Below are 25,546 nucleotides of genomic sequence, written 5' to 3'. Positions count from 1 at the left end.
TATTGAAAATCGCGGACGTTTTCCGACACTCCGCTACACCGTAGCACCCCGCATCACTAATCCGACCCAGTGCGAAGTGGAGTCGTCAGAGTGCTGCGATTTTTTGCCGCGGCTATCCATCTTTCCCAGCGACGCGTTGTAAACCAGTTTCTGCGCGCGCCTGGCTATTCGCTCCCGGATACGGCCTGTCTGCTGATCTCCATGAACCACGATTTCACCAAACATCGCCAGCAATTCGGGATCGCCATACAGGCTTTGCTGCACCTGCCGCCAGATATCGCATTCGTTCCATCGTCTGAAACGCATATAGGTGGTGTTCCATTTGCCGAATTCGGTCGGCAGGCTACGCCAGATCGCCTTGTTGCTGATGATCCACAGCACGGCGTCGATAAACATGCGATTGTCCCGGCCTCTCGCGCCAGGATCTCCCTGCTTGCCGAGCAATAGAGGCTCCAGCGTTTGCCATTGACTATCTGTAAGTTTCATCTTGAGTTCCTGTATTTTTAATTCATCGCCTTGCACAGTGCCGCCATCGCACCTGCGGCATGCCGACCAAATCGCAGCAAACTGAATCAAGCAACATCATTACGCGGCGGCGGTCTCAAACAAAGCCATGTCTTCGCTGCACATGAGTTTCTCTATATCGATCAATATCAGCATGCGTTCTTCGACCGTTCCAAGGCCACTCAAATATTCCGCCGACAACGCAGAACCGAATTCGGGCGCAGGCTTGATTTCATCGCGGTTCAAGGTCAGTACGTCGGAAACGCCATCGACCAATATCCCCACCACGCGGTCAGCGATATTGAGAATAATCACCACGGTTTGATGGTTGTACTGGATATTGTCGAGCCGGAACTTGATGCGTAAATCAACAATCGGCACGATGATGCCGCGCAGATTGGTAACGCCTTTGATGAAGTCCGGCGCATGCGCTATCCGCGTTACCGCCTCGTAATCGCGGATTTCCTGCACTTTCAGGATATCGATCCCGTATTCTTCGCTGCCAAGCGTGAATACCAGGAATTTTTGTCCCTCGGATTCGTCTTGCCCTGCCAGCATCTTGTTGTGGTCATTCGACATTTGATTCTCTCTATGAAGAAACTGCCCGGCGACCGCTGCGCGATTGACTGGCGTCAGCGATGCCGCCCGGGAGTGCTTTGACAAAAATTTATGTATTTCCGACGATCAGGCCGCCGCCAGCAATGGCGCCTTGTCGCGGTTTGCGCGTTGCAGCGCCGCGACGTCAACAATCAGGGCGACGCTGCCATCGCCGAGAATAGTCGCAGCGGAAATGCCTGGCACCTTGCGATAATTGGTTTCCAGATTTTTCACTACTACCTGATGCTGGCCAACTAGCTGATCTACCAGTAATGCAAAACGTTTTCCTTCGCCATGCAAGATCACCACAATGCCTTGGGTCGGATCGGTGCGAGCATCTGTGACATTGAAAACGCGATGCAGTTCAGTCAGCGGCAAATATTCGCCACGCACATGCAGCACCTGCTCTTCATTGGTCACCGAATGGATATCCTCGGCACGTGGCTGCAGGGATTCGATCACATAGTTGAGGGGCAGGATGTAGACCTCGTTGCCGACCTTGACAGACATGCCGTCAAGGATCGCCAGCGTCAGCGGCAACACGATCTTGGTGGTGGTGCCGTTGCCTTGGCGCGAGGAAATTTCGACATGCCCGCCCATCTCCTGGATGTTGCGCTTGACCACATCCATGCCGACGCCGCGGCCTGAGACATCGGTGATTTTCTCGGCAGTCGAGAATCCAGGTGCGAAAATCAGTTGCCAGACTTCGTCATCGGTAATCGTGTCGCTGATGGCCATTCCTTGCTGGATCGCCTTGGCAAGGATCCTCTCGCGATTCAAGCCTGCGCCGTCGTCGCTGACCTCGATCACGATATTACCGCCCTGATGCTGCGCCGACAGTAGCAGCTGACCGACCGGATCCTTGCCGGCGGCGATACGCTGCTCGGCCTTTTCGATGCCATGATCGAGGCTGTTTCGCACCAAGTGCGTGAGCGGATCGACGATCCTTTCGATCAGGCTCTTGTCCAGTTCCGTAGCCTTGCCGAAGGTCACCAGCTGCACCTGTTTGCCGAGCTTGTCGGTGAGGTCGCGCACCAGGCGCGGGAAGCGGCTGAACACATAATCCATTTGCATCATGCGAATCGACATCACCGATTCCTGCAAGTCGCGGGCGTTGCGCTCCAACTGCCCCATGCCGTTCAGCAAGCGATCATGCAGCACCGGATCGAGCATCGATGCGGTCTGCGCCAGCATCGATTGGGTAATGACTAGCTCGCCTACCAGGTTGATGATCTGATCGACCTTCTCGACATCGACGCGGATCGAACTCGACTCCTTCGGCGCCGCCGCCGCAGCAGCAGCAGTTGCCGATGCATTGGCTGCGACGGGAGCGCTCTTCTGCGCCGTCTGCGCTGCGACGATCGGAACGACGTTGCCGACAGAGGGCAATGCCTCGGTCTTCGGGAGAGGAACATCCACCTCAGCCGTCGCGCCAGGCTGGTCTGTCGCACCTGCTTCCGAGACAATGTCGATCTGGTCGATATCAATGATGAAGCAGCACACGGCGATGATATCGTCAGCCTGGCAGCCGGTTTCCAGCCACAAGGTCAGGCTATCTTCCCCTTGCGTCTGCGCCACCACTTCGCCAAGGTTTTCCAGTTCGGCGCCTAGCAGCTTGCGATCGCTTTCGGAGACCTTCGAAAAATGTACCCGCAAGCGCGGGTTGGCGGCAGCAGCAACGGCAACTGCTGCCGGCACCGCAGCAACCGCTGGTGCTGGTGCTGCCGCTGGGGTCGGCGCGGCCTGGCCTGCGCTTTCCTCCTGCGCCAGCTGTTGCAACACCGCGCAAATGCGGGCGACCATGTCGGGATCCGGCTCACCGCCTGCCCGATAAGCACTTAACTGTTCTTGTAGCACGTCTTTGGTTTCCAAAAAGGCATCGATCATTTCCTTGCGCAGTCGTATTTCATTGTGACGGGCACGGTCCAGTAAATTTTCCAGGAGATGCGTGGTATCGGTCAGGGCGACAAAGCCGAATGTGGCTGCGCCACCTTTGATCGAATGTGCTGCGCGAAATATCGCATTCAGATGTTCGCTGTCCGGCGCCTCAATATCCAGGCCCAGCAACAGTTGCTCCATCTCCGCCAGCAATTCGTCGGCTTCTTCAAAAAAAGTCTGGTAAAACTCGGTAATATCCATATCGTTTGTCATCTCCTTGCTGCATTGTCGGATGTGCGGCCGATTCGCACATCGCTTGCTTTCAACGGCGTCCGCTACCTGGACATCGCTATTCCACGTCTAATAAACTGGCTACCACTTCAAGCAGCATCGCCGGTTCCACCGGCTTTCTCAGCCAGCCGCTGGCTCCTGCCGAGCGCGCATCGGCCTTTCCGACATCGCTGGCCTCGGTGGTGAGCACCAGGATCGGCGTTGTGGTGTATCTTTCCAATTGACGCAAGGCGCGAATCAGCTGGTGGCCATCCATGGTCGGCATGTTCCAATCGGTCAGCACCAGGTCGGCATCAGCGTTGGCTGCCTGCTCCAGTGCCGCCTTGCCGTCCGCTGCCAGCAGCACCTGATAATTCTCCTCGGCCAAAGCCGTCGAAATCAGTTTGCGCATCACGGCCGAGTCGTCCACCACCAGAATCGTCTTTGTCGTCATATCAGTTTCCCGCCTACGGTTTCTCGGTTCCCACTTTGCTGCCGTCGACAGTACCTGGCGCACCCTCGCGTATCTGGCTGGCAGCATCCTTCTGATTGTCGATCTTTAGTCCAGCGTTGCCGCCGGTGGCGTTTTCCTGCTCGATCTGCGCCTGCGCACGCCGATTCAGCACAATGATGCTGATACGGCGATTGACCGGATCCAGTGGATCAGCCTTGTTCAGGTTCATGGTTGAGGCCACTCCCATCACACGCAACGTCTTGTCCTCATTCATGCCGCCGGAGATCAGTTCGCGCCGTGAGGCATTGGCGCGGTCGGCTGACAATTCCCAATTGCTGTAGGACTTGGCGCCGAGCACATAGGGCGTGGCGTCGGTATGCCCTGCCAGCGTGATCTTGTTCGGCAGCTCATTCAGCACCGGACCGATCTCACGCAGGATTACGCTCATGTAGGGTTCCACCTTGGCGCTGGCCAGGTCGAACATCGGCCGGTTGCGGCTGTCGACGATCTGGATCCGCAATCCCTCGCTGGTGATGTCTATCAACAGCTGTGGCCGGAACTGCTTGAGTACCGGATTGGCGTCGATCACCTGCTCCAGCCGCCGCTTCAACTCACGCAAGCGTTCGGTGTCGGCCGCATCGGCGTTGGCGCGCTTGACTTCACCATCGACTTCCATGTGATCGATTCCGCCGCCTGGAATCACGCTACTGCTGGTGCTGGTTTTCTGGCCGCCGGTGAGCGCTACCTTGAGCGGCATGTTGAAATACTCGGCGATGCCTTCCCGCTGCTTCGGTGAAGCAATCGACAGCAACCACATCACCAGGAAGAACGCCATCATCGCGGTCATGAAATCGGCATAGGCGATCTTCCAGCTGCCGCCGTGCGCCTGATGCTTGCCGCCGACGACGCGCTTGACGATGATGCGAGATTTTTCCTTGCTCATGCCGCCTCCGTCTCGCAACCCCGGACATCAACGAGCCTTGACTTGACGTACATGTTCATCCAATTCAGTAAACGAAGGTCGCTCCGTCGAAAACAACACCTTGCGACCGAACTCCACCGCCAGTTGCGGTGCATAGCCATTGAGATTGGCCAACAAGGTCACCTTGATGCATTGATATACCTTGGCCGATTCCGCCACCTGGTGTTCAATCAACGTCGCCAGCGGCGATACGAATCCGTATGCCAGCAAGATGCCGAGAAAGGTGCCAACCATCGCATGTGCGATCAACTCACCCATTTCCGCTGGCGGCAGATTGGCGTTGGCCAGCGCATGCACCACTCCCATCACCGCTGCCACGATGCCGAACGCAGGCAGCGCGTCGCCAACCTTGGCCAAGCTATGCGCCGGCACTTCGGCCTCGTGCTTGTAGGTCTCGATTTCGTGATCCATCAATGCCTCGATTTCGAAGGCATCCATGTTGCCGCTGACGATCAGACGCAGATAATCGGTCAGGAATTCAATCACGCGCGGATCGTGCTGAATCAGTGGGTACTGCGCGAAAATTGGACTGTTGGTCGGATCGTCGATATCAGCTTCCAGCGCCAGCATGCCGTCCTTGCGTGCTTTTGCCAGCAACACATAGAGCAACGCCATCAGTTCCATGTAGAGCGCCTTGTTGTGCTTGGAACTACGCAGCAGTTTCGGCAATTCCTTGAGCGTGGCCATAATGGCCTTGCCATCGTTGCCGACCACGAAAGCACCAACGCCGGCGCCGCCGATCATCAGCAGTTCGATCGGTTGAAACAGCACACCGAGATGCCCACCCATCAGGGCATAGCCACCGAAAACGGAAGCAACCACGACGATATAGCCAACAAAAACTAGCACTTGTAATTCCCCTTGAAATAAATCCTGTGCAAGTGCACGAAATGCTCACAACGGCGGCACACGATGTGCGCCACAAATTTAGCTGCCCTCAGGCTACGCTGTCCTTGGCGATTCCTGCGCTCCGCTTCGGCAGCCTCAGATAGGTGTTGTGCGAACCGACCCGTGGCAACTGATCCGCATCTTCCACATTCACCAGCTTGCGGGTTTTACCGGCGCGCGACGGCGGCCGGCACAGCACACAAACGAAGCCTCCTTGCGGATCATGCGCATGCGCGACGAATTGGCCGCTGCAACGGCCGCAGGTGCTGAGCTGCAGCATGCCGCTGTCGAAGAAGCGGGTCAGGGTCCAGGCCCGCGTGAAATCGAGCACCGGCTTGCCATCTTGGCGTTCGACCTGCTCCAGGTACAAGCGATAGCTCTTGACCACCGCGGCGATTTTTTCGCCGTCGCCATGCGTCAACATGAAGCGATAAATGTTGTAGAACATCGACGAATGGATATTCGACAACCAGGTCATGAACCAATCTGTCGAAAATGGCAGCAAACCCTTGGGCGGAGAAATTCCTTTGATTTCCTTGTACAACCTGATCAGGCGATCACGACTCAATGAAGTTTCGGCCTCCAGAAATTGCAAACGCGCGCCGAGATTGATGAGTTCGATCGCCAGCTGGATTTCCTGGGCTTCCAGGATCACGCTTTTGCTAGCGGCCATGATGTGCAGCGCCAGCAAACAAGACGCTGATGTTGGCAAGAGCCAGGACGGGATGCATTAGCTGAGCTCCTCAAGCGGCTGGCCGGCCAGCAATATCGACGCATGCGCCTGTTGCAATGCATGGTCTTTGTCGCTATGGGTCAGTGAGGACAGAATGGCATGGTCGTCGAACCTGAAACGACACAGGAGAAGGCTTGACGCAGCGAGTTTCACCACTTGCGACAACGACAGGTTTCCCAGCAATTCGGCGAGTTCCTTGCTGAGCCCCATGCGGAACATCGCGGTTGCCCGATCCTCACGCAGCAAGCGTTGCGCAAGCAGAAGATAAGACAGGTTTACTTCGCTTATCTCGTTAACAAATCCATTACTGTTCATGCATTTCTCCCTGAACTGAAACTACTTATGAGTGTTTACGGCAACTGGCGAGTAATCTTTTAATATTTGTCTTTTGTGTTACTGCAAAACAATTATCAAATATTTCCAAAAAGAAATAAGTCGGTAATCTTCTCGATATGAATGAAATATTTGGTGCTTCGAGTGTAGGAACTATTCCTACGCGCAACCCACGCTGCAAACTTGGCAGAAATCATGCAGATAAAGGGGGAGAAGGAAGGAAGGAAGGAAGGAAGGAAGGAAGGAAGGAAGGAAGGAAGGAAGGAAGGAAGGAAGGAAGGAAGGAAGGAAGGAAGGAAGGAAGGAAGGAAGGAAGATCAGGTCGACAATATTCCTTGGCGCGCCTTGATTTGCCGGTCCAACTGATCCAAAGCGGTTTGCAGGTTACCGAAGGCGGCATCCAGTGACGTGATCGGATTTTGTCGCGCCTGGTTTTCAATATCGGCGGCATATTGCGCAATTTCCGTCTGCTTCAACACTGCGGCCGCACCATGCAGGCTGTGCGCAATGCCGGCCGCTTCCTGAAATTGCCGGCTTTCAAGGCTCAGCCGGAGACCTGGAAGCTGCTGATTGCCGAATTGCAGCAACTCGATCAATAAATCATCGGGTACCGATGAGGTGGATGGTGGGGTTTCTGGAACACTGAGCAGAGGAGCCAGCGCCTGCCGCAACTGCGCGCGCCCAACCGGCTTGGTGATGATGGCGCGACAATCCAAGCCGCGCGATTCGTTTTGCAGATAGTCGAGCGGCATGCCGCTGTACAGGATCATCGGGATCGCTGGCAATCCCGGCGAGCCGGTTTCCCAACGCCTGACGCGGTGCAGCAGTTCGACACCCGTCATGTCCTCCAACACATAGTCGGTAATCACTGCGATCGGCCTCGTATGCTCCAGCCACAGCAAAGCCTCGGCGCCGGTGGCGACCAGCTCGCTCTGCCAGCCTTCGGCCGCCAGTTGCGCCTGTAACAGGCGTCGATTGATCGGATGGTCCTCGACCACAAGAATTAACGCGGAACGCATTACCACCTCCCAAGCGAGGAGAAGATAGGCTGCCCTGGCATCAGTCGTTGCAGAATGGTAAAACACGGGGAAGAGACAAGAACCCGCAGGACAAAATGTGTCGGCTTCAACGTCGATCGCTGTTCGGTCCGTCAGGTCTAGTCACCTGTTCAAGCGTCACAGTAACATGACGCAGATCCAGTGTAGCCGGATCTGGCGTCAGCTGTCTTGAAATCTGGATTTGACGCATTTAGCGGGCGTTCAAAGGTATGCTCAAATTGACCACCGTACCGACCCCAACCTCGGAATCGATACGGATACTGCCGCGAATCAGGTCGGTAAACTCCTTGGCTAGCGATAACCCCAAGCCCAAGCCGCGTCCACGTCCGGCCCGTACCGATTCAGTCTGGTAGAATATTCGAACAAGTGCTGCAATTCATTCTTGGAGATCCCTGGGCCGGTATCCAGCACCCTGATCTTGAGTCTTTCGCGTGCAGTCGTAACCTCCATGATGACGCCGCCGGTCACCGTGAACTTGATGGCGTTATCGAGCATATTATTGAGAATCTGCGACAACCTGACGCGGTCACACAGGAAATTGCTCGGCAGGTCGGGAGCCAATCGCATCTGGAAGGTTAATCCCTTCCTGTCAGCGTTGATCCTGTGCATTGACCCGATATATTCGAAATAGTGCAGCGTATCAATATTTTCATGGAATATCACCACGCGCCCGGCTTCTATGCGCGCCAGGTCGAACAAGGTATTCAACAGGCCGTGCAGATAGATCGCGCTTTGATGGATCAAGTCGCCGAATTCGCGACTTTGCGGATCGTTGCTGGTATCGCGCACCAGCTCGGAATAGCCGTGGACACCGCTCAGGGGGGTGCGCAACTCATGCACGACCGTGGCAAGGAAACGCGATTTGCGCTTGTTTGAATCACTGGCGCGACGCCGCAGTGAGTCATATTTACGGACCACCTCATATTGGCGGCGAATGGTGCGATAAGTCAGCGTAATCAACAGCAGGATCAGCAGCGACGGCACACCGGCATACATGATGTAACCCAGCAGATTAGGTCTCTCCTGGACCGGCAACGGTTCCGGATCAGGCAGTTTCACGGACAGCAGGAGCGGATAAGGTTCCAGCTTGCGCGACACCCACAAGTGGCGTTCGTCAATCACTTGCGAGTCGGCGAACAGATGGCTTGTGCTGAGTTCGTTATCGTCGAGCTCCATGATCGTCTCGTCGATGCGGCGCAGGATCATGCGCCCGTTTGCCGATGGTGCGCCGCTGGCGATGCCATCGCCACCGGCCGACAATTTCTCTCCAGCCTGGATCAGGCCGACCGATGCATACATCGCCGGCATTTGGTCAACCGCAAACACTAGCTCCACTATCCCGGCAAAGTCGCCCGATGCAGAAAAAATGCGGCGCGCCATGCGTATCACCCACTGGTCGGTGCCCGGCAATTTGTGCGGCTGCGCAATCCGCAGGCCATCGTCAAGATGGTCGCGGTGAGAGATATACAGATCGTTCGCATGCCAGTCCGAACCCGCCGGTGCGGCCTGGCTGGTAGAGGCAACCACCCGCCCGAAGCTGTCGACAACACTCAACTGGCTATACAAGCCTCCGAATATTTTCGTGTAGCGTTGCAGGTCAATCTTGCCGCCATTATCCTGGTAATCGTCGCGCATCAATTTCAGCAGCCGATCTCGCTCGTCAACCGAACGCACCAGGCGCTGTGCGAAATCGCGCACGGCAACCGTATGGCTGAGCTGGATAGCCCTGACATCGCGATCGTAGTCGGAACCGATTTGATAACCTGCGTAGAGCCAGATATAGGCAATGACAAGGATTGCGGTCAGAACCATGGCATATACAAGACGCATGAAGCGCGAGCCACAGAAGATATTTTCCGTCTTTGAAGCGGCTATCAGGAAACGCCAGGCAGAAGTAAATCTTTGCATTACGATGGGTATACAGTCTATTGAAAACCGTGGCGGATGTTACCGCCACAATACTTTGTGCCGGTCAGCGACATGTGTCTTGTCGCCAACAAAGCATAAGCGTGTTTGCTATTATCCCGCATCGCTCCTCTGGAAGGGATGTCAATTTGCAGCGGCCAGAAACGGTACCTTATTAACATCATTAAATTGCACTTCCGACGACTCTTGACGGGTTGGCAACGATACAACCGTTTCCTTTCCCGAGCCGCCTGGAGGATGCATTTCCTCCTCGTCCGCCAGATTGAAAATGTGCACTGCCTGAAGCAATTCGTCGGCTTGCTCCTGCAAGCTGTGCGCAGCTGCAGCGGCCTCTTCGACCAAGGCAGCGTTTTGTTGCGTGGCCTGGTCCATTTGCACCACGGCCTGGTTGACTTGCTCGATCCCACTGCTCTGCTCGGTACTGGCTGCCGCGATTTCCGCCATGATGTCAACCACACGCCGGATCGAATCGACAATCTCGCTCATGGTCTTGCCGGCGGCATCGACTTGCCTGTTGCCGGCATCAACCTTGTCAACCGAATCACCAATCAACAGCTTGATATCCTTCGCGGCGACGGCGGAACGCTGCGCAAGATTGCGCACCTCGGCCGCCACCACCGCAAAACCGCGCCCTTGTTCGCCCGCGCGAGCAGCTTCCACTGCAGCGTTCAGCGCCAGGATATTTGTCTGAAAAGCAATCCCATCGATGACGCCGATGATATCGTTGATCTTGTGTGAACTCTCCTTAATCTGGCTCATGGTCGCTACCACCTCCGACACCATGCGCCCACCGCCGAGTGCCACTGACGATGCATTTTCAGCCAGTTGATTGGCCTGCCGCGCATTATCGGCATTTTGCTTAACTGTGGAGGTCAATTGCTCCATCGAGGCTGCGGTTTGCTCAAGACTGGCGGCCTGCTGTTCTGTGCGGCTGGATAATTCGAGATTTCCGGCTGCAATCTGGCGAGAGGCTGTCACGATGTTATCGGTACCATTGCGCACCCGGCTGACAGTGTCTTGCAATGCCCTGTTCATCTCTTTGATGCCCTGCAACAGCTGTCCGGTTTCATCGCGCGATTTAACTTCAATGGTGGAGGTCAAATCGCCTGCGGCCACTCGACGCGCCACGGCGACCGCTGCTTGCAAGGGGTTGACGATACCGGCAGTAAGGCGCCAGGACAGCAGGGCCCCAAGAATGATCGCCAGGCTGCCAAATGCGATCAGCAGAATTCTGCCGGACCGATAGTTGGCATCAATTTTCAGCGCTTCATCGTCGATCGCCTTGCGCTGAACATCGACAAATTTCTGTAGCTTTGCCATGTATTCCTTGCGCGCCGGATCCAGTTCCTTCTCGATCATCGCGTTGACAGTTTCGGCACTGCCATGCTGGCGCGTAGTCAGCACGCTTTCCCGCAATTCGGTATAGGCAGCGCGAGCTGCCGCGATTTCACCCAGCGCCTGGCGTCCTTCTTCGCTGGACAATCCGTGCAGTTTGGTCTGCAATTCCGATGCACGCTCGGAGGTGGCGCTCATTTCCGACTGGAATGCCTGTTGCGTCTTGCTGTCGTTGCTGCGCACCACCGCCATCGTCCGTACCGCATTGATGGTCACCGCGTCCTGCCATTCTGCAGCCAGTCTTTCACGCACCAGAAATTGCGACACCATGGCGTTGACCGCAGCGCCGGTTTGCTGCAAACGCCAGATACCGACACCGGTAATCACCACCACCAACAGCAAAATCAACGTAAAGCCGATTGCAAGCCGTACACCTATTCTTGTGTTTGCCAACGCCATCCTGTTCCCCATCCCAATGATTCCGCCGAGCACTCCGTCCCGGTCATTCGTTAGCATGCGCGGCGTGGCCACGCATCGCGTCGTCAGGCCGCCAGCTTGTCGATCAGCCCGATTTCATCGCTTGACATCAGCTTGTCGATATCGAGCAGGATCAGCATGCGGTCGTCAAGCGTTCCCAGACCGATCAGATAGTCGGTATTGAGGACCGTACCCATTTCCGGCGCCGGTTTGATTTGCTCTGTCGACAGTGTGATCACATCGGAGACGCCATCGACAACCATGCCGACGGTGCGCTGGCCGAGATGAAGGATGATGACAACGGTAAACTGATCGTAGCTGGCGGCTTCCAGCTTGAACTTGATGCGCATGTCGATGATGGGTGTAATCACACCGCGCAGGTTGACCACGCCTTTCAGGAAATCGGGCGCGTTGGCGATCTGCGTCACACTGTCGTAGCCGCGCAATTCCTGCACCTTGAGAATATCGATCCCGTATTCTTCGTTGCCAAGCGTAAAAGTCAGAAATTCGTGCCCCGCAACGTCGTTATGGGCAGGTGGGCGATGCATTTGGGTGGCTGTTTGAGCGGCAAGCGTCATGAACTTGTTCCTTGAAAAATTGAAGTGCACCTGCTCGCGCGCCAAACATCGGGATCACCCCATATTCTGGCCTCAGAAGAAGCATGTGAAGGAAATCAATATAAACAGAAGCAGGTTCAAGCGATGACGCAAAAAGGGCATGAAACACCCTTCTATTCAGCGCATGAAAACAGCGCAGTGCAAATCGTCACGCAAAGAGTGACTGACAGGCTAAGCTGCGCGAAAGCGCAGCGAGCATCATGATACAAATAAACAGAAAGGAGGTGTCCCACAAAAGTCCCGAGGGGTTCTCAAAACCGTAGCGAGCGGTTTACTGTCTGGTCGAGAAGCGCAGCTGTACTGAAGTACAGCGAGCATCGCAGGCCTGACAGTGAGTCGCGCAGTAGGTTTGGAGAATCCTTCATTCGAGTAGGCCGTGTTTGATGGCGTAGTGGGTTAGTTCGGCGTTGGTGCGCACACCCATTTTTTCGAACACCCGCGAGCGGTAGACGCTGACGGTTTTCGGGCTGATGGACAGGCTCTTGGCGATCTCGGTACGAGTCTGGCCAGAAGCAATCATCCGGACTGTCTGAAATTCACGGTTGGAGAGTTGCTCATGCGGCATCTGATCATCTTCTTCGATGACATGGTTGGCCAGCGACTCCGCCAAGCCTTTGCTGATGTATTTGCGACCGCGAGCGACTACCCGCACTGCTTCGACAAGCTCATCCGGGGCGCCGTCCTTGGTCAGGTAAGAGGCCGCGCCGGCCTTCAAAGCGCGCACCGCAAATTGTTCGGGACCGTGGCTGCTGAGCACCATGATCCTCAACATCGGTTCGCGTTTCTTGAGCAGGTGCAGAATTTCAATGCCATCCTTGCCCGGCATCGAAATATCCAACAGCAGTACGTCGCACGGCTGCTCTCTCAATATTTCGGTAATGCCGCCGTAATCACTGGCCTCGCCAATGACGGTAATGCCCGGGCTAGCATTCAGAATATGCTGAAGCCCTCGCCTGACAATACGATGATCATCAGCGATCAATACCCGAATCGGTGATGCAGCTTTCATATCCATGACTCTTTGAACAATCTCAATTCACAACTCAGGGTTGTGCATTATCGATCCGCGACCAAGTCAGCACAATATGAAAAACAAACTATATCTATAAAATGCACACATTTTGCTACGATGTCGGTAGATGACAGTAAATTAATAATATCAAACTACTACATCCCGGCTTCAGGCTGGCGCAGATTGCTCCAGTCCCTGTTCCAGGCGATATATCCAGGCCAGCAATTCTGCGACAGCCACATATAGCTGCGGCGGAATCTGCTGATCCAGGTCAACGTGCATCAGCAGGTTCACCAGATCTGGAGATGCATGCACATACAAGCCGTTTTCACGCGCCCGCTGGATAATGGCATCGGCAACCACTCCATAGCCTTTTGCCACAACCAATGGCGCCTTTTCCTTATCGGCGTGGGATAACGCTACCACGCCATTGCGAATGGACGCTCGTTCTTGTCGCTACTCATCTTGCGGCATCTCTATGCGCCTCGAAAAGGCGACAGGCCACTAGACGACTTTATCGTCACGACAATAAATATTACCCTAATATAATTATTAATTAATGTCATCATTTTTTCCAGATGCCGTGTTGTCGACTGTAGACACTGACAATTGTTGCAGTTGCAATTCAGTTAAATGCATGCCAGCGGCCTGGAAGCGACGCCGCAATTGGTCGCTATCAGCACGCATGGATACAAGACTGGCTTCGTCCACGGCCGCGAGCTGAGCATGCCAGCTGGCGCCCAGCATCGTGAGGCGCAATTCGATTTGCCCTAACCGGGGCAGAGTCATGGCAAGGCGGGTGCTCCAGCGACGTGATGCGGTATCGGCGTTATCAGAACCATCCTGCCGCCGATCATGCTCCTGGATCTCCCATTCGGCCTTGGCTCCGGGCCACGCCTCGCCAGCCCATCGGAATTGCGACAACGCCAGCATTTCCAGTTGCTGACGCACCAGCGGGACGGCGTCGGGATGCACCATGCCGGTGACCGTCGGCCCCGTCGGGCCTGTTGGCACGGGATCTGCATCGGCAGGCAACGACGGCGAAGCTCCCCTCTCCTGTCGACTGTGTACGACTTCTATCGCAGCGGCAGCGCCTGCCCGATATGCCGCAGCGATATCGACGGTGACTGCCTGCATACGCGGATTGGCGGGTGCTGCCTGGCCGCCGTTATCCGTTGGCTCTGAATTGGCTGGCGAGTGTGATGGCGATGCTTCGGGAGCAGGCGCTCTGGTTCCTTGCGTTGTGCCCGAAGTCGGCACTATCTCTGCTGTCGACGGCAACCCAGCCTGCAGTGACGCTATTTTCCCCTGCGCGGCGACAGGTGCATCGGCCGCCGTCGCGTGCATCTCGGCCGGCTGCTTCGCACCGCCCCGCTGCTGGGAGATTTCAGTGCCATCGATGCCGTATTGCTGCAAGAGCTTCCCGAGGCTGGCTTGGGGCTCCTGCGCCAATTGCGCCAGCGAACGCATGCCGGTGGCGAATTGCAATAAATGCGCTTCATAAAACAGGCCACTGTCGCTCACTGCGCGCGACAGGGCCGCGGCCAATTGAAGTGGCAATGGTGGCGTAGCGGCTGTCCACAATGGCGTGCTGCCGCGAACAGCGTCGATGCGCGCCGGAGCGGCGCCAAGAATTTCACTGATGACGCGCGCAGCAGGGCTTAGCGTTGCCCCCGTTCGGCGAAGGTGACTGACCGCACGCTGCCAGGCTGTGCGGGATTCGCGGCGTCGATACCCAGCTGGCGGTCGACCGCTGACCGCGAAGGCAAACGCGTATCGTTGGCGACAGCTTCCATATCGGTGACTGCATCCGGCTGGAGCAACGCCAACTGTCCCTTCAACGGCACCAGGTCGGAACGCTGCATTGACGGCGTCGCCAGCAATTTGTCGATCAGGGGGGTGCCGCCATTCATCGGAAGTGCGGCTACTGGCCGTAGGCGTGATTAAGATGCTGTTGCCGATGCATATTTCCCAGCAGGCTGCTCAGTTGCGCCAACTCCGGCGTGACAATGTCGCGAATAGCAGCATCGTCAGCCAGGATTCGGCTCAGCAAATCATGCTTGCGCGCCAGTTGCGATGGCTCCAGCGGAGCTTCCAGCTGGATTTCACGAAGACGATCGACTTGGCTACGAATTTGCTGCCCCAGTTGCAGCAGCCCGCTCCAGTCGCCGCTGCGCGCCAGTTCCAGCATGCGGCCGCTCAGTGGCGCGATCTGCTCGTAGCAATGGATCATTTCATTTTGAGGAGTCAATATCATCCCCTTAACGAAAGGTTGCCGGGCGAATTTACGGCCGCAGCAGACTGCTTTGTCCGGCCTTCAAGTTCGCGCCAGGCTGAAGCGATATTTTCCAGGAGCCGATCGGCTTCTTCCAGCAAGGACGGGTCATTGCGCAGATGGGCATACATCAAGCGCTGGCTGATGTAGTCGTATAGCGCCGACAGATTTGCTGCCAGTTCGGCGCCAGCCGCCCACCGCTATCGGGATCGAGGCTGGCCTTGAGGCCGCTGTCGATGATGCTGACTGCCTTGGAAATGGCGTTTCCCTTTGCGGAAATATCGCCATTGGCCATGTGATGACGCGCCATACCGATGGCCGCCTTGGCGCCATCGAACAACATTGTCACCAGTTGCTGCGGCGAGGCGCTCATGACCGCGCTTTCCACGCCGACCCGCGCATAAGCGCGAGCGCCTGGATTCAACATTGGAGCAGGTGCGGAGGAGGTATACATGGATCCCTACCTTACTTGGAAGACGTGCCGTTGATTGCAGCAAATTGCTGAGTCAGATAACTGCTGGTTTGATTCATGCCGGCGATCAGCGTATCGAGCTGGGTGAACTGCGTCGTGTAACGGGCAATCGTGGTACTGATCAAGGCTTGCGTACTTGTCATCTGTGTCGCCAAGGTCTTCAACGTGGTGTTCAAACCATCGGTGGCTGCTTTCAGCGGACCGTTGGTTGCCGTGAAGCTGGTAATCAGGGTCGACATCTGCGAACCGAAACCGGTCGTGCCGCTCGCGCTGGAGAACAGATTTTGCACACCGCTCAGGTTGCTGCTCAAGGCCGCGCTCAGCTTGGTTGCATCGACAGCCATAGTGCCGTCGGCCTGAAATGCGACGCCGATCTGCGCCAGCATTGTCAGCGGTGCACCGGTGCCACTGGCCGGCTGCGGCGTGTTCAGAGCGTCGCGAATACGAGTCTGGATGTTGCGCAAGGTCGAATCACCGGTCAGCGGTGCCTGGGTCTGCGCGGTAGTGTCGAATGCGGTCAGCTGCTTCGACAGGCTCTGCAGGCTGTTATAGGCAGTGACAAAATTGGTGATGGCAGCTTGCACCGTCGCGGTATTGCTTTGCAGAGACAAGGTGCTGGCTCCGGTGCCGGTCAGGGTCATGGTGACGCCTTGTACCGCTTCCTTGACGGTGTTGCTGCTGCTGGTAACGGCGATGCCGTTCACTGTCAGCTTGGCATCCTGGCCCACTACGGTCTGTTGCAGGTTTTGTGTGCCGGCCGGATCGTTTGACAGCAGGTTCGACAAGGCGGCGTCGCCGCTGACCGAAATCCGCATGGTCGAGCTGGCGCCAGTCTGATTGGAGGTCAGCACCAGTCGATTGGGGGTGCTGCTGCCATCGTTGACAATCGTCGCGGTCACGCCCAGTGCGCTATTCTTGTTGATCGCATCGCGGATTCCGGACAGCGTGTTGTTGCTGGAATCAATGGTGATCGTAGTCGGCTGACGGCTGCTGTCGGCGGTGAAGGTCGCGCCGGTGTATTTACCGGTGACAGGATCCAGCGTACCGCCAGTAATACTTCCGAAATTGATCGTTACGGTACCGCTGCCGATACCGGCGGTGGTGCTGGCGACGCCGGCGCTGGCCAACGATTGCGCCTGTGCCAGTTGGCCAACGTTCACCGCGAAGCTGCCAGCGGAGGCGCTGGTTGAAGCGGTCGCGCTCAGCACGTTGGTGGCGCTCGATGTGCTGGTGATGTTCTGGAACAAGGTCGGATTGCCCAGCTGCGCCGCTGCCGTCTGCAAGGTGCTCAATGCGCTTTGCACGGTGCCATACGCCGATAGCTTGGTGTTGTAGGCTGTCTGCTGTTGCGTCATCGCGGTCAGCGGCGCATTTTCAGATGCCGTAATGCTGCTCAGCAGAGTCGCCAACGGAAGCCCGGACGCGGAACCCAGGGATGTCACTAATGCCATGTCTTTTCCTTTCTGTTCAATCGGATGTTCAATCACACCGCCGACCGAGGCCGGTCATGCAGTTTTCTCGAGCAGTACGCCTTTCAACTGGTCCATGACCTTGGCGATGCGCACCACTTCCTCGCTTGGAATTTGCAAGACCACCTTGCCATCCTGCTGATCGACCACTTTCAACACCACATCCTTGTAGCCGGGTTCGATCTGGAATTGCACGCTCACCGATTTGAGCTGCAGCTGCCGGTTGATGTCGTCGACCTTTTGCTTGATCTGAGCGCGTTCCACAGCATCCGTCGGTTCACGTTTCCCGACGGCGTCGACAGCCATTGCGGTCGAGGCGGAACCTGGCGTCGAAATCTGCTTTTCGGCCGACGCAGAAGCGCCGTCCACCAGCGGCAATTTGCTTGCAGAACCTGCATCGATTGGCATTGCCATCGTTCCCTCTCCCGTCATGTCCCTGTCCGCTCAGGTCTGGCCGATCAAACCTGACTGGACAACGCATGTTGAAACAGCGGGCGCCCCTCTTGCAGGCTGCCCGCCCGCGTCGCCAACATCCAAAGGATGCCGGCAACGTCGTCAAGACGCTTATTGCAGCAGTGTCAGGACGCTTTGTGTCGATTGGTTCGCTTTCGCCAACACCGAAGTACCAGCTTGTTGCAGGATCTGCGCGCGGGTCATGTTCGACACTTCTGTCGAGTAATCCGCGTCCTGAATACCGGAACGGGAAGCCGACAGGTTGGTGACTGTTGTGCCGAGGTTGGCGATAGTCGATGCAAAACGGTTTTGTACCGCACCCAGCGAGCTGCGCAGGCTGTCGACTTGCGACAGGGCGCTGTCGATTGCTGTCAGCGGGCTGGCGCTGGCGGCTGTCAACGACTTGGACGAGTCATAGGTCACGGTGGCAGTCGGCGAGCCGGCTGTCGCGCCTTGGGTAGCGTCAGCAACGGTCACGGTAGCCGCATAGTAATTGGCGCCGTTCTTGACGTATGTATTACCGCGCGAATCGGTTACCAGGCTAGCGGTAGTTGCAGTGAAAGCAGCAGCTGGATCGCGGTTGACAGCAGTAAAGCCGCCTGCGGAAACTGCAGTGGCCGTGCCAGTATTGTCCTTGCCTGTTGGAGTCAGGGTGGTGGTGGTGCCGATGGACCGGCCAGGTTTAATGTGTTCAGCTTCAGTGCAGTCGAATCGATCTTTTGCAAGCCGATGCCAATGGTTTGGCCGTCGTTGGCGCCAACCTGGATGTTCAGGGTTTGTGTCGATGCCAGTACCTTGACGCCGTTGAAGTCGGTTTGTGCCGATGTACGGTCGATTTCGTTCAGGCGTTGTGTGATTTCATCCTGGATCGATTGCAGATCGCTGGCGGAGTTGGTACCGTTGCCGGCTTGAACCGACAGTTCACGGATACGTTGCAGGTTGTTGTTGACTTCAGTCAACGCGCCTTCAGTAGTTTGCGCCAGCGAGATGCCGTCGTTGGCGTTGCGCGATGCTTGTGTCAGGCCGGTGATGTTGGCTGTGAAACGGTTGGCGATAGCTTGACCGGCGGCGTCGTCCTTGGCGCTGTTGATGCGCAGGCCGGAAGACAAACGCTGGATTGCCGAGCTCAGCGAGGATGCCGACTTGGTGAGATTGTTTTGTGCTACCAGTGAAAGAATGTTTGTATTGATGACAGACATGGCATAACTCCTGTTGCTAAAGTTTATGGGTTCCGGCTAAGCCGCCGTAACGCTGGACTCGCTTCCTGGCAGAAAACCTGGTTGAGCAAGCCACCGTTATTCAGGTTATCGGCAGTTGCCTGGAAAACATTTAGGGTCTGTCATAAAAAAACTGTGCGCCGCATTCAGGCTGTCAACAGCCCGCCGAGGCTCTGCCGAGCCTGGTCCAGATCCACGTAATAACAGCCAAAATGATTGACAATACCGTGCGCCCCCTGCACGCTGCGGCAAAACACCACTCGCAAATCCACCAGCAAACGCCCCGACGAGCGAAAATCCAGAACTGCGGCAGGTAATACAGTGCCAACCGGCAACGCGTGTAGCGGCACATGCACCGAACGCAAACCGATGCCGCGCGCAGTCAAATCATGCACAGTCAGCACAAAATCATTGCCGTCGCGTCGTTTGGCGCGCACCAAACACGCTTCAACCGGCTGCATGCCGATCCGGACGAACTTTCGATGTAGCCGATAGTCAACGCATGCCGGTAATTCGGCCGCCAGCGCCATCGGCCACGGACTGACTCGGTTGCTGGCGACGGTGCTAACGAAATTGACTCCCGCCCCGTCAATCGCGCCATCAAAACAAACGAGGTCACCGGGCCGGTATTGCGCAGCATTGCGGTCGGCATCGCCGGCATGAATGAAAAGTCCGTGCGCCAGCGCCACCGCCACCAGCCGCGTTGCCACCATCTCGCCGCCACCGAGCAAGCGTATGGTCATGGCGCTGTTCTGGCGTTCCAGTTCGCGCAATATGCTTTCGACATCTGCCGGATCCTGCAGCAACGAGGTAGCGACGTCTTCCATCATGGCTGCGTTCGAGTCGACTTCCGCTCTATCTGAAACGCTCATGTCGGGTCGCCGCCTTTGCCACCGAAAGCACTGGTTACACGACCATACCGCACTATCTCTACTACCCCGCTACTGCGCATCAACCGCCTCCGTTCCATGCCAATTCCGGATGTCAATGCGTCGCATCAAGCGGACATGTTCATGATTTCCTGGTAGGCGGCAACCACTCGATTACGCACTTGCAATCCCATCTGGAAGCCGACGTTTGCCTTTTGCAAATCAATCATCACGTCGTTCAGCGACACGCCGGGCTTGCCAAGTTCAAATGCCTCCGCCTGGCCTGCTGCATGCTGCTGCCCATCACTGATACGTTGCAGCGTTTTTTTCATCTCGTCGGCAAAGCCGCCGCCGGCGATGCCATTGGCCGCACTTGCACCATTCCCGGCGACCTGCGCCGTAGCGGTCAATTGCTGTAAAACCGATTCAATAGCCGATATCGCCATGTTGCATCCTCTCTGCTTGATTTCCCTATCAATCCCGCCCGCGGACTGTCACCGGTTCACTGGTTTGTCAACGCCTGACGGATTACTTTTATTCAGGCTTCAAAGCGTAACAGCAATGTTTTTTTTGCATAGCGGCAAATGATGGCAAAAACATGGGCTGTTCAAGCGATCAAAACGGTGGCGCTCCGTTGACAATCATTACGGTCGGCACAGGCTGTCTCCCCGGGAGGCTTGCCTGGTCGGCATCTGTCACCCAATTCTAAGGAAAGCTTGCTGTATGTCATATGCACAGAAGCGCGAAGTGAATGTCAATAGCCTTGTCCGCCTGTTCTCCACGGGGGTGGCTGCATGAATGCTGCCGTAGCAGGCGCCAATGCCACAGACGGCAAGAAACTGCCGATCCTGGAACAACTACGCGCCAATCCCAAGTTGCCAATGATGGTCGGCGCTTCGCTGGCGGTAGCCGCGATCGCTGCCTTCTGGCTCTGGAGCCGAGCGCCCGATTACCGAGTCTTGTATAGCAATCTTTCGGATCGCGATGGTGGCGCCATCATCAGTTCGTTGCAACAGATGAATATCCCCTACAAGTTCGCCGAAGGCGGCGGCGCGGTGCTGGTTGCTGCCGACCAGGTGCACGAGGCGCGGCTGAAACTGGCTTCACAGGGATTGCCCAAGGGAGGTTCGGTCGGCTTTGAGCTGATGGACAACCAGAAATTCGGCGTCAGCCAGTTTACCGAACAGGTCAATTACCAGCGTGCGTTGGAAGGCGAACTAACGCGCTCGATCGAATCGATCTCGGCGGTTGAAGCGGCGCGCGTCCACCTGGCGCTGCCGAAACCTTCGTTGTTCGTGCGTGATCAGCAAAAGCCGAGCGCATCGGTCATCCTGACGCTGCATCGTGGCCGCTCGATCGACGAAGGCCAGGTCAGCGCCATCGCCCACCTGATTTCAAGCAGTGTGCCGGAACTGACCGCCAAGAACGTCACCATCGTCGACCAGAGCGGCAATCTATTGTCTACGCCAAGTACCGGCAATCGCGGCCTCGATGCGACGCAACTGAAATATACCCAGGAAATCGAGCAAAGCTATATCCGCCGCATCGAAGCGATCCTGCAACCGATCGTCGGCGCCAGCAACGTCAAGGCGCAAGTAGCCGCGGACATCGATTTCTCGACAGTTGAACACACTGACGAAAAATACGCGCCGAATCAGGACCCAAGCAAGGCCGCGATCCGCAGCCAGCAATCGAGCGACGCTAACCAGCAAGGCGCCACCCCGCCGGGCGGCGTACCTGGCGCCTTGTCGAACCAGCCGCCACTCACGCCAAGCGCGCCGATCACCACAGCCCAGCCGAATCAAGGCGCCGCGGCGAACGGCCAGCCCGGCGCTGCCAACGCGAGCAATGTCGCCAGCACTGCGCCGCGCAGCGGTGGCGCCAGCAACGTGCGACGCGACGTCACCACCAACTACGAAGTGGATCGTTCGATCAGCCATGTGCAGCAGGCGGCCGGCGGTGTCAAACGCTTGTCAGTGGCGGTGGTGGTGAATTATCGCGGTGCGCCCAACGCTCAGGGCAAGACTGTCGCCCAGGCATTGCCGGCGGCCGAACTGGAGCAGGTCAAGAATCTGGTCAAGCAGGCAATGGGATTTAGCGCCGAGCGCGGCGATTCCGTGAATGTCGTCAACAGTCAGTTTGCTGGCGAAGCGCCGGAGCCGGAACTGCCGGTGTGGCGCCAGCCAGACAATATCGACCTGGCCAAGACCGTCGGCAAGTACTTGTTGTTCGCCTTGCTAGGGTTCTGGGTCTGGTTCGGCATTGTGCGGCCGTTGCTGCGCAAGCATCTGCAAGCGCCGCAAGAAGCCGCCATAGCAGCCAGCGAAGGTAGCGGCAACATCGCCGCGCCGACGCCGGAGCAAACCAAACTCAGCGAAGAAACACGGCAACGCCTGGCCGACCGCCATCAGGAAAACCTGCTGCATGCACAAACCCTGGCCGAGAATGATCCGCGCCTGGTCGCCATGGTAATCAAGAACTGGATGGGCAACGATGAATGACGATGGAATCAGAAAGAGCGCCATCCTGCTGATGTCGCTCGGTGAAGACGGCGCCGCCGCCGTATTCCAGCACCTGCAGCCAAAGGAAGTGCAGAAACTTGGCATGGCCATGTCCAAACTGCGCCAGGTCACACGCGACCAGATCGGTGAAGTGATGGAGGAGTTCCGCCTGGAAACCGAGCAATTTTCCGCACTTAACCTGGATTCCAGCGGCTACATACGAGCAGTGCTCAACAAGGCGCTTGGCAACGACCGTGCCGCCAGCCTGATTGAAGACATACTCGAATCCGGCAACAATTCCGCCAGCGGTATCGATACGCTGAACTGGCTGGAAGCCAACGAAGTGGCCGAACTCATCCGCGATGAACATCCACAGATCATTGCCACCTTGCTGGTACATCTGGACCGCAGCAAGGCATCCGAGGTGCTGGAGTTGTTTACCGAACGTTTGCGGCATGACGTCATCCTGCGCGTCGCCACCTTTGGCGGCGTACAGCCGGCAGCACTGACCGAACTCACCGACGTGCTGTCCGGATTGTTGTCTGGACAAGGCGTCAAACGCAGCCGCCTGGGCGGCGTGCGCGCGGCCGCGGAAATCTTGAACCTGATGAGCAGTACGCAGGAAGAAAGCGTGATCCAGCACGTACGCGAGCACGACGGCGACCTGGCGCAACGCATCATCGACGAAATGTTCCTGTTCGAGAACCTGCTGGAAATCGAAGATCGCGGCATCCAGTTGCTGCTCAAGGAAGTCGAATCGGAATCGCTCATTATCGCGCTCAAGGGTGCCGCACCGGAGCTGCGCGAGAAGTTCCTGCGCAACATGTCGCAACGTGCTGCCGAAATGCTGCGCGAAGATCTGGAAGTGCGTGGTCCGGTGCGCGTCTCGCAAGTCGAGGCCGAGCAGAAGAGCATCCTGCAGATCGTACGGCGACTGGCAGATTCTGGCGAAATCGTGATCGGCGGACAAGGCAACGACGCTTATGTCTAAACCGGACAGCTACGGCCATGGAGGCCGGATCACCCGACGCGATGGTGCGCCCAAGCCGCCGATGACGGCATGGCAACGCTGGGAAATGGCAGCGGTCGAGCAGCCTTCGGCGCTGGATGAACAGCCGCCGGCGCCTGCCGTGGATAGCAGTCTGACCCATCTCGAACCGAAGCTGCTGATAGACGAAGCCGAACTCGAACGACTGCGCCAGCAGGCGCAGCAGACCGGCGCCATGGAAGGCCAGCAGAAAGGCTACGCTGCCGGATGGCAGGAAGGCTATGCGGCTGGGCAGGAAATCGCTCGCCAGGAAGTCGCGGTCCTGCAAGCGCTGGCGCAGTCGTTGCCCGTCGCCTTGCGCAGCGCCGAGCGGGAACTGGCAGATGACTTGCTTGCCTTGGCCCTGGATATTGCGCGGCAAGTAGTGCGTCAGGAACTGCTGGTTGAACCTCAACTGATCCTGGCCGCCGTGCGCGAACTGCTGCAAACCGAACCGGCCCTGAGCGGCACGCCGCGCCTGCTGCTGCACGCGGACGACATGCCGTTAGTGCAGCAATACCTGTCTGAAGATTTGCAAGCTGCTGGCTGGCTGCTGCGCAGCGATCCGGCCATCAGTCGCGGCGGTTGCCGGGTCCAGGCCAGCAGCGGCGAACTCGACGCCACACTGGAAACCCGCTGGCAGCGAGTCACCGCAGCGCTTGGCCGCCAATCAACCGAGATAGCGGCGACACCACATGCCTGACGTCATCCCACCCGTCGCCGCTGGCCAGCCGCAAGCCAACCCGCATCTGCTGGCTTGGCGCAGCACGCTTGCCAATGCCCGCATCGGCGTCGGCCGCAGCATTCCGATTCGCACCTACGGCCGCCTGACGCGCGTGGTCGGCCTTGTGCTGGAAGCAGTCGGCCTGCGGCTGCCAGTTGGCAGCGATTGTCTGATCGAACTACCGCCCGGCTATGCGCAACGCACGACCGAAGCGGAAGTAGTCGGCTTCGCCGGCGATCGGTTGTTCCTGATGCCGCAAAACGAAGTCGCCGGATTACTGCCGGGCGCCCGCGTGTATCCGCTAGAGACACCTGCTGCCAGCAATGGTGCGCCACCTGCCGAGCCGGGCAACAAAAGACTGCCGGCCGGGTTCGGCATGCTGGGGCGAGTGGTCGACGCCGCCGGTCGGCCACTGGACAGTTTGGGGCCGCTAGATTTCAGCCGCGAAGTGCCGCTCTCGGCGCCACCGATCAATCCGCTGGCGCGTGCGCCGATCGACAGTGTGCTGGATGTCGGCGTGCGCGCGATCAATGCTCTGCTCACAGTCGGCCGCGGCCAGCGCATGGGGCTGTTCGCCGGTTCCGGCGTCGGCAAGAGCGTGCTGCTGGGAATGATGGCGCGCTATACCAGCGCCGAAGTGATCGTCGTCGGCCTGATCGGCGAACGCGGCCGCGAAGTCAAGGATTTCATCGAGAACACGCTGGGCGAGGAAGGCCTGGCACGCGCCGTGGTGGTTGCTGCGCCGGCCGACACTTCGCCGCTATTGCGCCTGCAAGGCGCTGCCTATGCAACCTCACTAGCCGAATATTTCCGCGACCAGGGCAAGGATGTACTGCTGATCATGGATTCGCTGACACGCTATGCGATGGCGCAGCGTGAAATAGCCCTGGCGGTCGGCGAACCTCCGGCGACCAAAGGCTATCCGCCATCGGTATTCGCCAAATTGCCGGCGCTGGTGGAACGCGCCGGCAACGGCGCCCGCGACGCCAATGGCAAGGGCGGCGCCATCACCGCCTTCTATACCGTGCTGACCGAAGGCGACGACCAGCAGGATCCGATTGCCGACGCCGCGCGCGCGATCCTGGACGGTCACGTGGTGCTGTCGCGCAGCCTGGCGGAATCCGGACATTACCCGGCGATCGATATTGAAGCCTCAATCAGCCGCGCCATGACCGCACTGATCGATCCTGAACAGTTCGATTCGGTACGACGCTTCAAGCAGATGCTGTCGCGCTACCAACGCAACCGGGACCTGATCAGCGTCGGCGCTTATGCCGCCGGTCACGACCTGCAGCTGGACCAGGCTATCGCGCTGTATCCAAAGATAGAGGCATTTTTGCAACAAGGCATGGAAGAGCGCGCCGGTTATGCAGAGGCTGTGACCGAACTGGGGCAATTGTTTCAGGTGGAGTAAAGCCTCTGGCAGTGGCTCCTACAGTTTTTCTATTGGCAACCGTTAACCCGAAGATAAGCCT

Annotated in this window: 24 protein-coding genes and 3 pseudogenes; 4 read left to right on the top strand and 23 right to left on the bottom strand. The window is 57.5% G+C overall.

The annotated features are described in order from the left end of the window. Nucleotides 1-33: 33 nt before the first annotated feature. The 23 genes and pseudogenes from CAter10_RS04610 to fliE form a co-directional block, all read right to left on the bottom strand. A complete protein-coding gene (locus CAter10_RS04610; protein WP_128082980.1) occupies nt 34-522 on the bottom strand; it encodes a transposase in 489 nt (162 codons plus the stop codon). Nucleotides 523-585: 63 nt separating this feature from the next. Continuing rightward, on the bottom strand, nt 586-1,083 hold the full coding sequence (locus tag CAter10_RS04605; RefSeq protein WP_061532480.1) for a chemotaxis protein CheW: 498 nt from the start codon (nt 1,081-1,083) through the stop codon (nt 586-588). 105 nt (nt 1,084-1,188) lie between these two features. Beyond that, the gene (cheA, locus tag CAter10_RS04600; protein WP_061532479.1) at nt 1,189-3,252 is read right to left on the bottom strand and encodes a chemotaxis protein CheA; all 2,064 of its coding nucleotides are present in this window, start codon (nt 3,250-3,252) and stop codon (nt 1,189-1,191) included. A 76-nt stretch (nt 3,253-3,328) separates the two neighbouring features. After that, a complete protein-coding gene (locus CAter10_RS04595) occupies nt 3,329-3,703 on the bottom strand; it encodes a response regulator (protein ID WP_061532478.1) in 375 nt (124 codons plus the stop codon). 13 nt (nt 3,704-3,716) lie between these two features. Then, nucleotides 3,717-4,646, bottom strand: coding sequence for a flagellar motor protein MotB (motB, locus tag CAter10_RS04590; RefSeq protein WP_061532477.1), 930 nt, complete (start codon nt 4,644-4,646; stop codon nt 3,717-3,719). A gap of 27 nt (nt 4,647-4,673) precedes the next feature. Then, nucleotides 4,674-5,534 carry a flagellar motor stator protein MotA gene (gene motA / locus CAter10_RS04585; protein ID WP_061532476.1) on the bottom strand — a complete coding sequence of 287 codons (861 nt, stop codon included), beginning with the start codon at nt 5,532-5,534 and terminating at the stop codon, nt 4,674-4,676. 88 nt (nt 5,535-5,622) lie between these two features. Further along, complete coding sequence (flhC, locus tag CAter10_RS04580) at nt 5,623-6,246, bottom strand: flagellar transcriptional regulator FlhC (protein ID WP_061535163.1); 624 nt, start codon at nt 6,244-6,246, stop codon at nt 5,623-5,625. A gap of 57 nt (nt 6,247-6,303) precedes the next feature. Beyond that, nucleotides 6,304-6,621 carry a flagellar transcriptional regulator FlhD gene (gene flhD / locus CAter10_RS04575; protein ID WP_061532475.1) on the bottom strand — a complete coding sequence of 106 codons (318 nt, stop codon included), beginning with the start codon at nt 6,619-6,621 and terminating at the stop codon, nt 6,304-6,306. Nucleotides 6,622-6,956: 335 nt separating this feature from the next. Next, entirely contained in the window at nt 6,957-7,658 is a 702-nt protein-coding gene (locus tag CAter10_RS04570; protein ID WP_061537008.1) for an Hpt domain-containing response regulator, read from the bottom strand. 229 nt (nt 7,659-7,887) lie between these two features. Further along, nucleotides 7,888-8,693: pseudogene (locus tag CAter10_RS24485) on the bottom strand (sensor histidine kinase). Between the two features lie 1,053 nt (nt 8,694-9,746). Then, nucleotides 9,747-11,417 carry a methyl-accepting chemotaxis protein gene (locus tag CAter10_RS04560; RefSeq protein WP_082797792.1) on the bottom strand — a complete coding sequence of 557 codons (1,671 nt, stop codon included), beginning with the start codon at nt 11,415-11,417 and terminating at the stop codon, nt 9,747-9,749. A gap of 83 nt (nt 11,418-11,500) precedes the next feature. Further along, complete coding sequence (locus CAter10_RS04555; RefSeq protein ID WP_061535162.1) at nt 11,501-12,013, bottom strand: chemotaxis protein CheW; 513 nt, start codon at nt 12,011-12,013, stop codon at nt 11,501-11,503. 400 nt (nt 12,014-12,413) lie between these two features. Next, nucleotides 12,414-13,061 (bottom strand): response regulator, encoded by a 648-nt coding sequence (locus CAter10_RS04550; RefSeq protein ID WP_061535161.1) that lies wholly within the window; start codon nt 13,059-13,061, stop codon nt 12,414-12,416. Between the two features lie 171 nt (nt 13,062-13,232). Further along, complete coding sequence (locus CAter10_RS04545; RefSeq protein ID WP_236905492.1) at nt 13,233-13,490, bottom strand: EscU/YscU/HrcU family type III secretion system export apparatus switch protein; 258 nt, start codon at nt 13,488-13,490, stop codon at nt 13,233-13,235. A 126-nt stretch (nt 13,491-13,616) separates the two neighbouring features. Then, on the bottom strand, nt 13,617-14,624 hold the full coding sequence (gene fliK, locus CAter10_RS04540; RefSeq protein WP_128082979.1) for a flagellar hook-length control protein FliK: 1,008 nt from the start codon (nt 14,622-14,624) through the stop codon (nt 13,617-13,619). A 101-nt stretch (nt 14,625-14,725) separates the two neighbouring features. Further along, complete coding sequence (locus CAter10_RS04535) at nt 14,726-14,977, bottom strand: hypothetical protein (protein WP_061532470.1); 252 nt, start codon at nt 14,975-14,977, stop codon at nt 14,726-14,728. A gap of 11 nt (nt 14,978-14,988) precedes the next feature. Continuing rightward, nucleotides 14,989-15,315, bottom strand: a complete 327-nt coding sequence (locus tag CAter10_RS04530) for a flagellar protein FliT (protein WP_164840412.1) — start codon at nt 15,313-15,315, stop codon at nt 14,989-14,991. 2 nt (nt 15,316-15,317) lie between these two features. Beyond that, nucleotides 15,318-15,793: pseudogene (gene fliS / locus CAter10_RS04525) on the bottom strand (flagellar export chaperone FliS). Between the two features lie 11 nt (nt 15,794-15,804). Continuing rightward, a complete protein-coding gene (gene fliD, locus CAter10_RS04520; RefSeq protein WP_061532468.1) occupies nt 15,805-17,262 on the bottom strand; it encodes a flagellar filament capping protein FliD in 1,458 nt (485 codons plus the stop codon). Between the two features lie 54 nt (nt 17,263-17,316). Next, on the bottom strand, nt 17,317-17,694 hold the full coding sequence (locus CAter10_RS04515) for a flagellar protein FlaG (protein WP_061532467.1): 378 nt from the start codon (nt 17,692-17,694) through the stop codon (nt 17,317-17,319). Nucleotides 17,695-17,844: 150 nt separating this feature from the next. Next, nucleotides 17,845-18,932: pseudogene (locus CAter10_RS04510) on the bottom strand (FliC/FljB family flagellin). Between the two features lie 164 nt (nt 18,933-19,096). After that, nucleotides 19,097-19,822, bottom strand: coding sequence for a flagellar regulator YcgR PilZN domain-containing protein (locus CAter10_RS04505; RefSeq protein ID WP_082797789.1), 726 nt, complete (start codon nt 19,820-19,822; stop codon nt 19,097-19,099). Between the two features lie 125 nt (nt 19,823-19,947). Next, nucleotides 19,948-20,265 carry a flagellar hook-basal body complex protein FliE gene (gene fliE, locus CAter10_RS04500; protein ID WP_061532465.1) on the bottom strand — a complete coding sequence of 106 codons (318 nt, stop codon included), beginning with the start codon at nt 20,263-20,265 and terminating at the stop codon, nt 19,948-19,950. A gap of 348 nt (nt 20,266-20,613) precedes the next feature. Here fliE and fliF point away from each other — a divergent pair, with 348 nt between their 5' ends. The 4 genes from fliF to fliI are packed head-to-tail and all read left to right on the top strand — an operon-like array spanning nt 20,614 to nt 25,485. Then, the gene (fliF, locus tag CAter10_RS04495) at nt 20,614-22,320 is read left to right on the top strand and encodes a flagellar basal-body MS-ring/collar protein FliF (protein WP_061532464.1); all 1,707 of its coding nucleotides are present in this window, start codon (nt 20,614-20,616) and stop codon (nt 22,318-22,320) included. Further along, nucleotides 22,313-23,311, top strand: a complete 999-nt coding sequence (gene fliG / locus CAter10_RS04490) for a flagellar motor switch protein FliG (RefSeq protein WP_061532463.1) — start codon at nt 22,313-22,315, stop codon at nt 23,309-23,311. Before fliF ends, fliG begins: the two co-directional genes overlap by 8 nt. Beyond that, a complete protein-coding gene (gene fliH, locus CAter10_RS04485) occupies nt 23,304-24,050 on the top strand; it encodes a flagellar assembly protein FliH (RefSeq protein ID WP_061532462.1) in 747 nt (248 codons plus the stop codon). The genes fliG and fliH overlap by 8 nt, the downstream gene beginning before the upstream one ends. Next, nucleotides 24,043-25,485, top strand: a complete 1,443-nt coding sequence (gene fliI / locus CAter10_RS04480) for a flagellar protein export ATPase FliI (RefSeq protein ID WP_061532461.1) — start codon at nt 24,043-24,045, stop codon at nt 25,483-25,485. The genes fliH and fliI overlap by 8 nt, the downstream gene beginning before the upstream one ends. Nucleotides 25,486-25,546 lie beyond the last annotated feature (61 nt).

This window comes from Collimonas arenae, assembly GCF_001584165.1.
GTDB classification, from domain to species: Bacteria; Pseudomonadota; Gammaproteobacteria; order Burkholderiales; family Burkholderiaceae_D; genus Collimonas; species Collimonas arenae.
The sequence above is the reverse complement of the archived record's forward strand: the minus strand, read 5'-3'. Positions and strand labels throughout refer to the sequence as shown.

What these genes read in the sequence shown, in the direction of transcription:
- CAter10_RS04535 (WP_061532470.1), bottom strand. Translation starts at nt 14,977, where the DNA reads ATGAATGGCGGCACCCCCCTGATCGACAAATTGCTGGCGACGCCGTCA.
- motB (WP_061532477.1), bottom strand. Translation starts at nt 4,646, where the DNA reads ATGAGCAAGGAAAAATCTCGCATCATCGTCAAGCGCGTCGTCGGCGGC.
- fliD (WP_061532468.1), bottom strand. Translation starts at nt 17,262, where the DNA reads ATGGCATTAGTGACATCCCTGGGTTCCGCGTCCGGGCTTCCGTTGGCG.
- CAter10_RS04555 (WP_061535162.1), bottom strand. Translation starts at nt 12,013, where the DNA reads ATGACGCTTGCCGCTCAAACAGCCACCCAAATGCATCGCCCACCTGCC.
- fliH (WP_061532462.1), top strand. Translation starts at nt 23,304, where the DNA reads ATGTCTAAACCGGACAGCTACGGCCATGGAGGCCGGATCACCCGACGC.
- flhD (WP_061532475.1), bottom strand. Translation starts at nt 6,621, where the DNA reads ATGAACAGTAATGGATTTGTTAACGAGATAAGCGAAGTAAACCTGTCT.
- fliF (WP_061532464.1), top strand. Translation starts at nt 20,614, where the DNA reads ATGAATGCTGCCGTAGCAGGCGCCAATGCCACAGACGGCAAGAAACTG.
- CAter10_RS04560 (WP_082797792.1), bottom strand. Translation starts at nt 11,417, where the DNA reads ATGGCGTTGGCAAACACAAGAATAGGTGTACGGCTTGCAATCGGCTTT.
- cheA (WP_061532479.1), bottom strand. Translation starts at nt 3,252, where the DNA reads ATGACAAACGATATGGATATTACCGAGTTTTACCAGACTTTTTTTGAA.
- CAter10_RS04595 (WP_061532478.1), bottom strand. Translation starts at nt 3,703, where the DNA reads ATGACGACAAAGACGATTCTGGTGGTGGACGACTCGGCCGTGATGCGC.
- CAter10_RS04550 (WP_061535161.1), bottom strand. Translation starts at nt 13,061, where the DNA reads ATGAAAGCTGCATCACCGATTCGGGTATTGATCGCTGATGATCATCGT.
- CAter10_RS04515 (WP_061532467.1), bottom strand. Translation starts at nt 17,694, where the DNA reads ATGGCAATGCCAATCGATGCAGGTTCTGCAAGCAAATTGCCGCTGGTG.
- CAter10_RS04570 (WP_061537008.1), bottom strand. Translation starts at nt 7,658, where the DNA reads ATGCGTTCCGCGTTAATTCTTGTGGTCGAGGACCATCCGATCAATCGA.
- fliI (WP_061532461.1), top strand. Translation starts at nt 24,043, where the DNA reads ATGCCTGACGTCATCCCACCCGTCGCCGCTGGCCAGCCGCAAGCCAAC.
- fliE (WP_061532465.1), bottom strand. Translation starts at nt 20,265, where the DNA reads ATGGCGATATCGGCTATTGAATCGGTTTTACAGCAATTGACCGCTACG.
- fliG (WP_061532463.1), top strand. Translation starts at nt 22,313, where the DNA reads ATGAATGACGATGGAATCAGAAAGAGCGCCATCCTGCTGATGTCGCTC.
- flhC (WP_061535163.1), bottom strand. Translation starts at nt 6,246, where the DNA reads ATGGCCGCTAGCAAAAGCGTGATCCTGGAAGCCCAGGAAATCCAGCTG.
- CAter10_RS04505 (WP_082797789.1), bottom strand. Translation starts at nt 19,822, where the DNA reads ATGAGCGTTTCAGATAGAGCGGAAGTCGACTCGAACGCAGCCATGATG.
- CAter10_RS04605 (WP_061532480.1), bottom strand. Translation starts at nt 1,083, where the DNA reads ATGTCGAATGACCACAACAAGATGCTGGCAGGGCAAGACGAATCCGAG.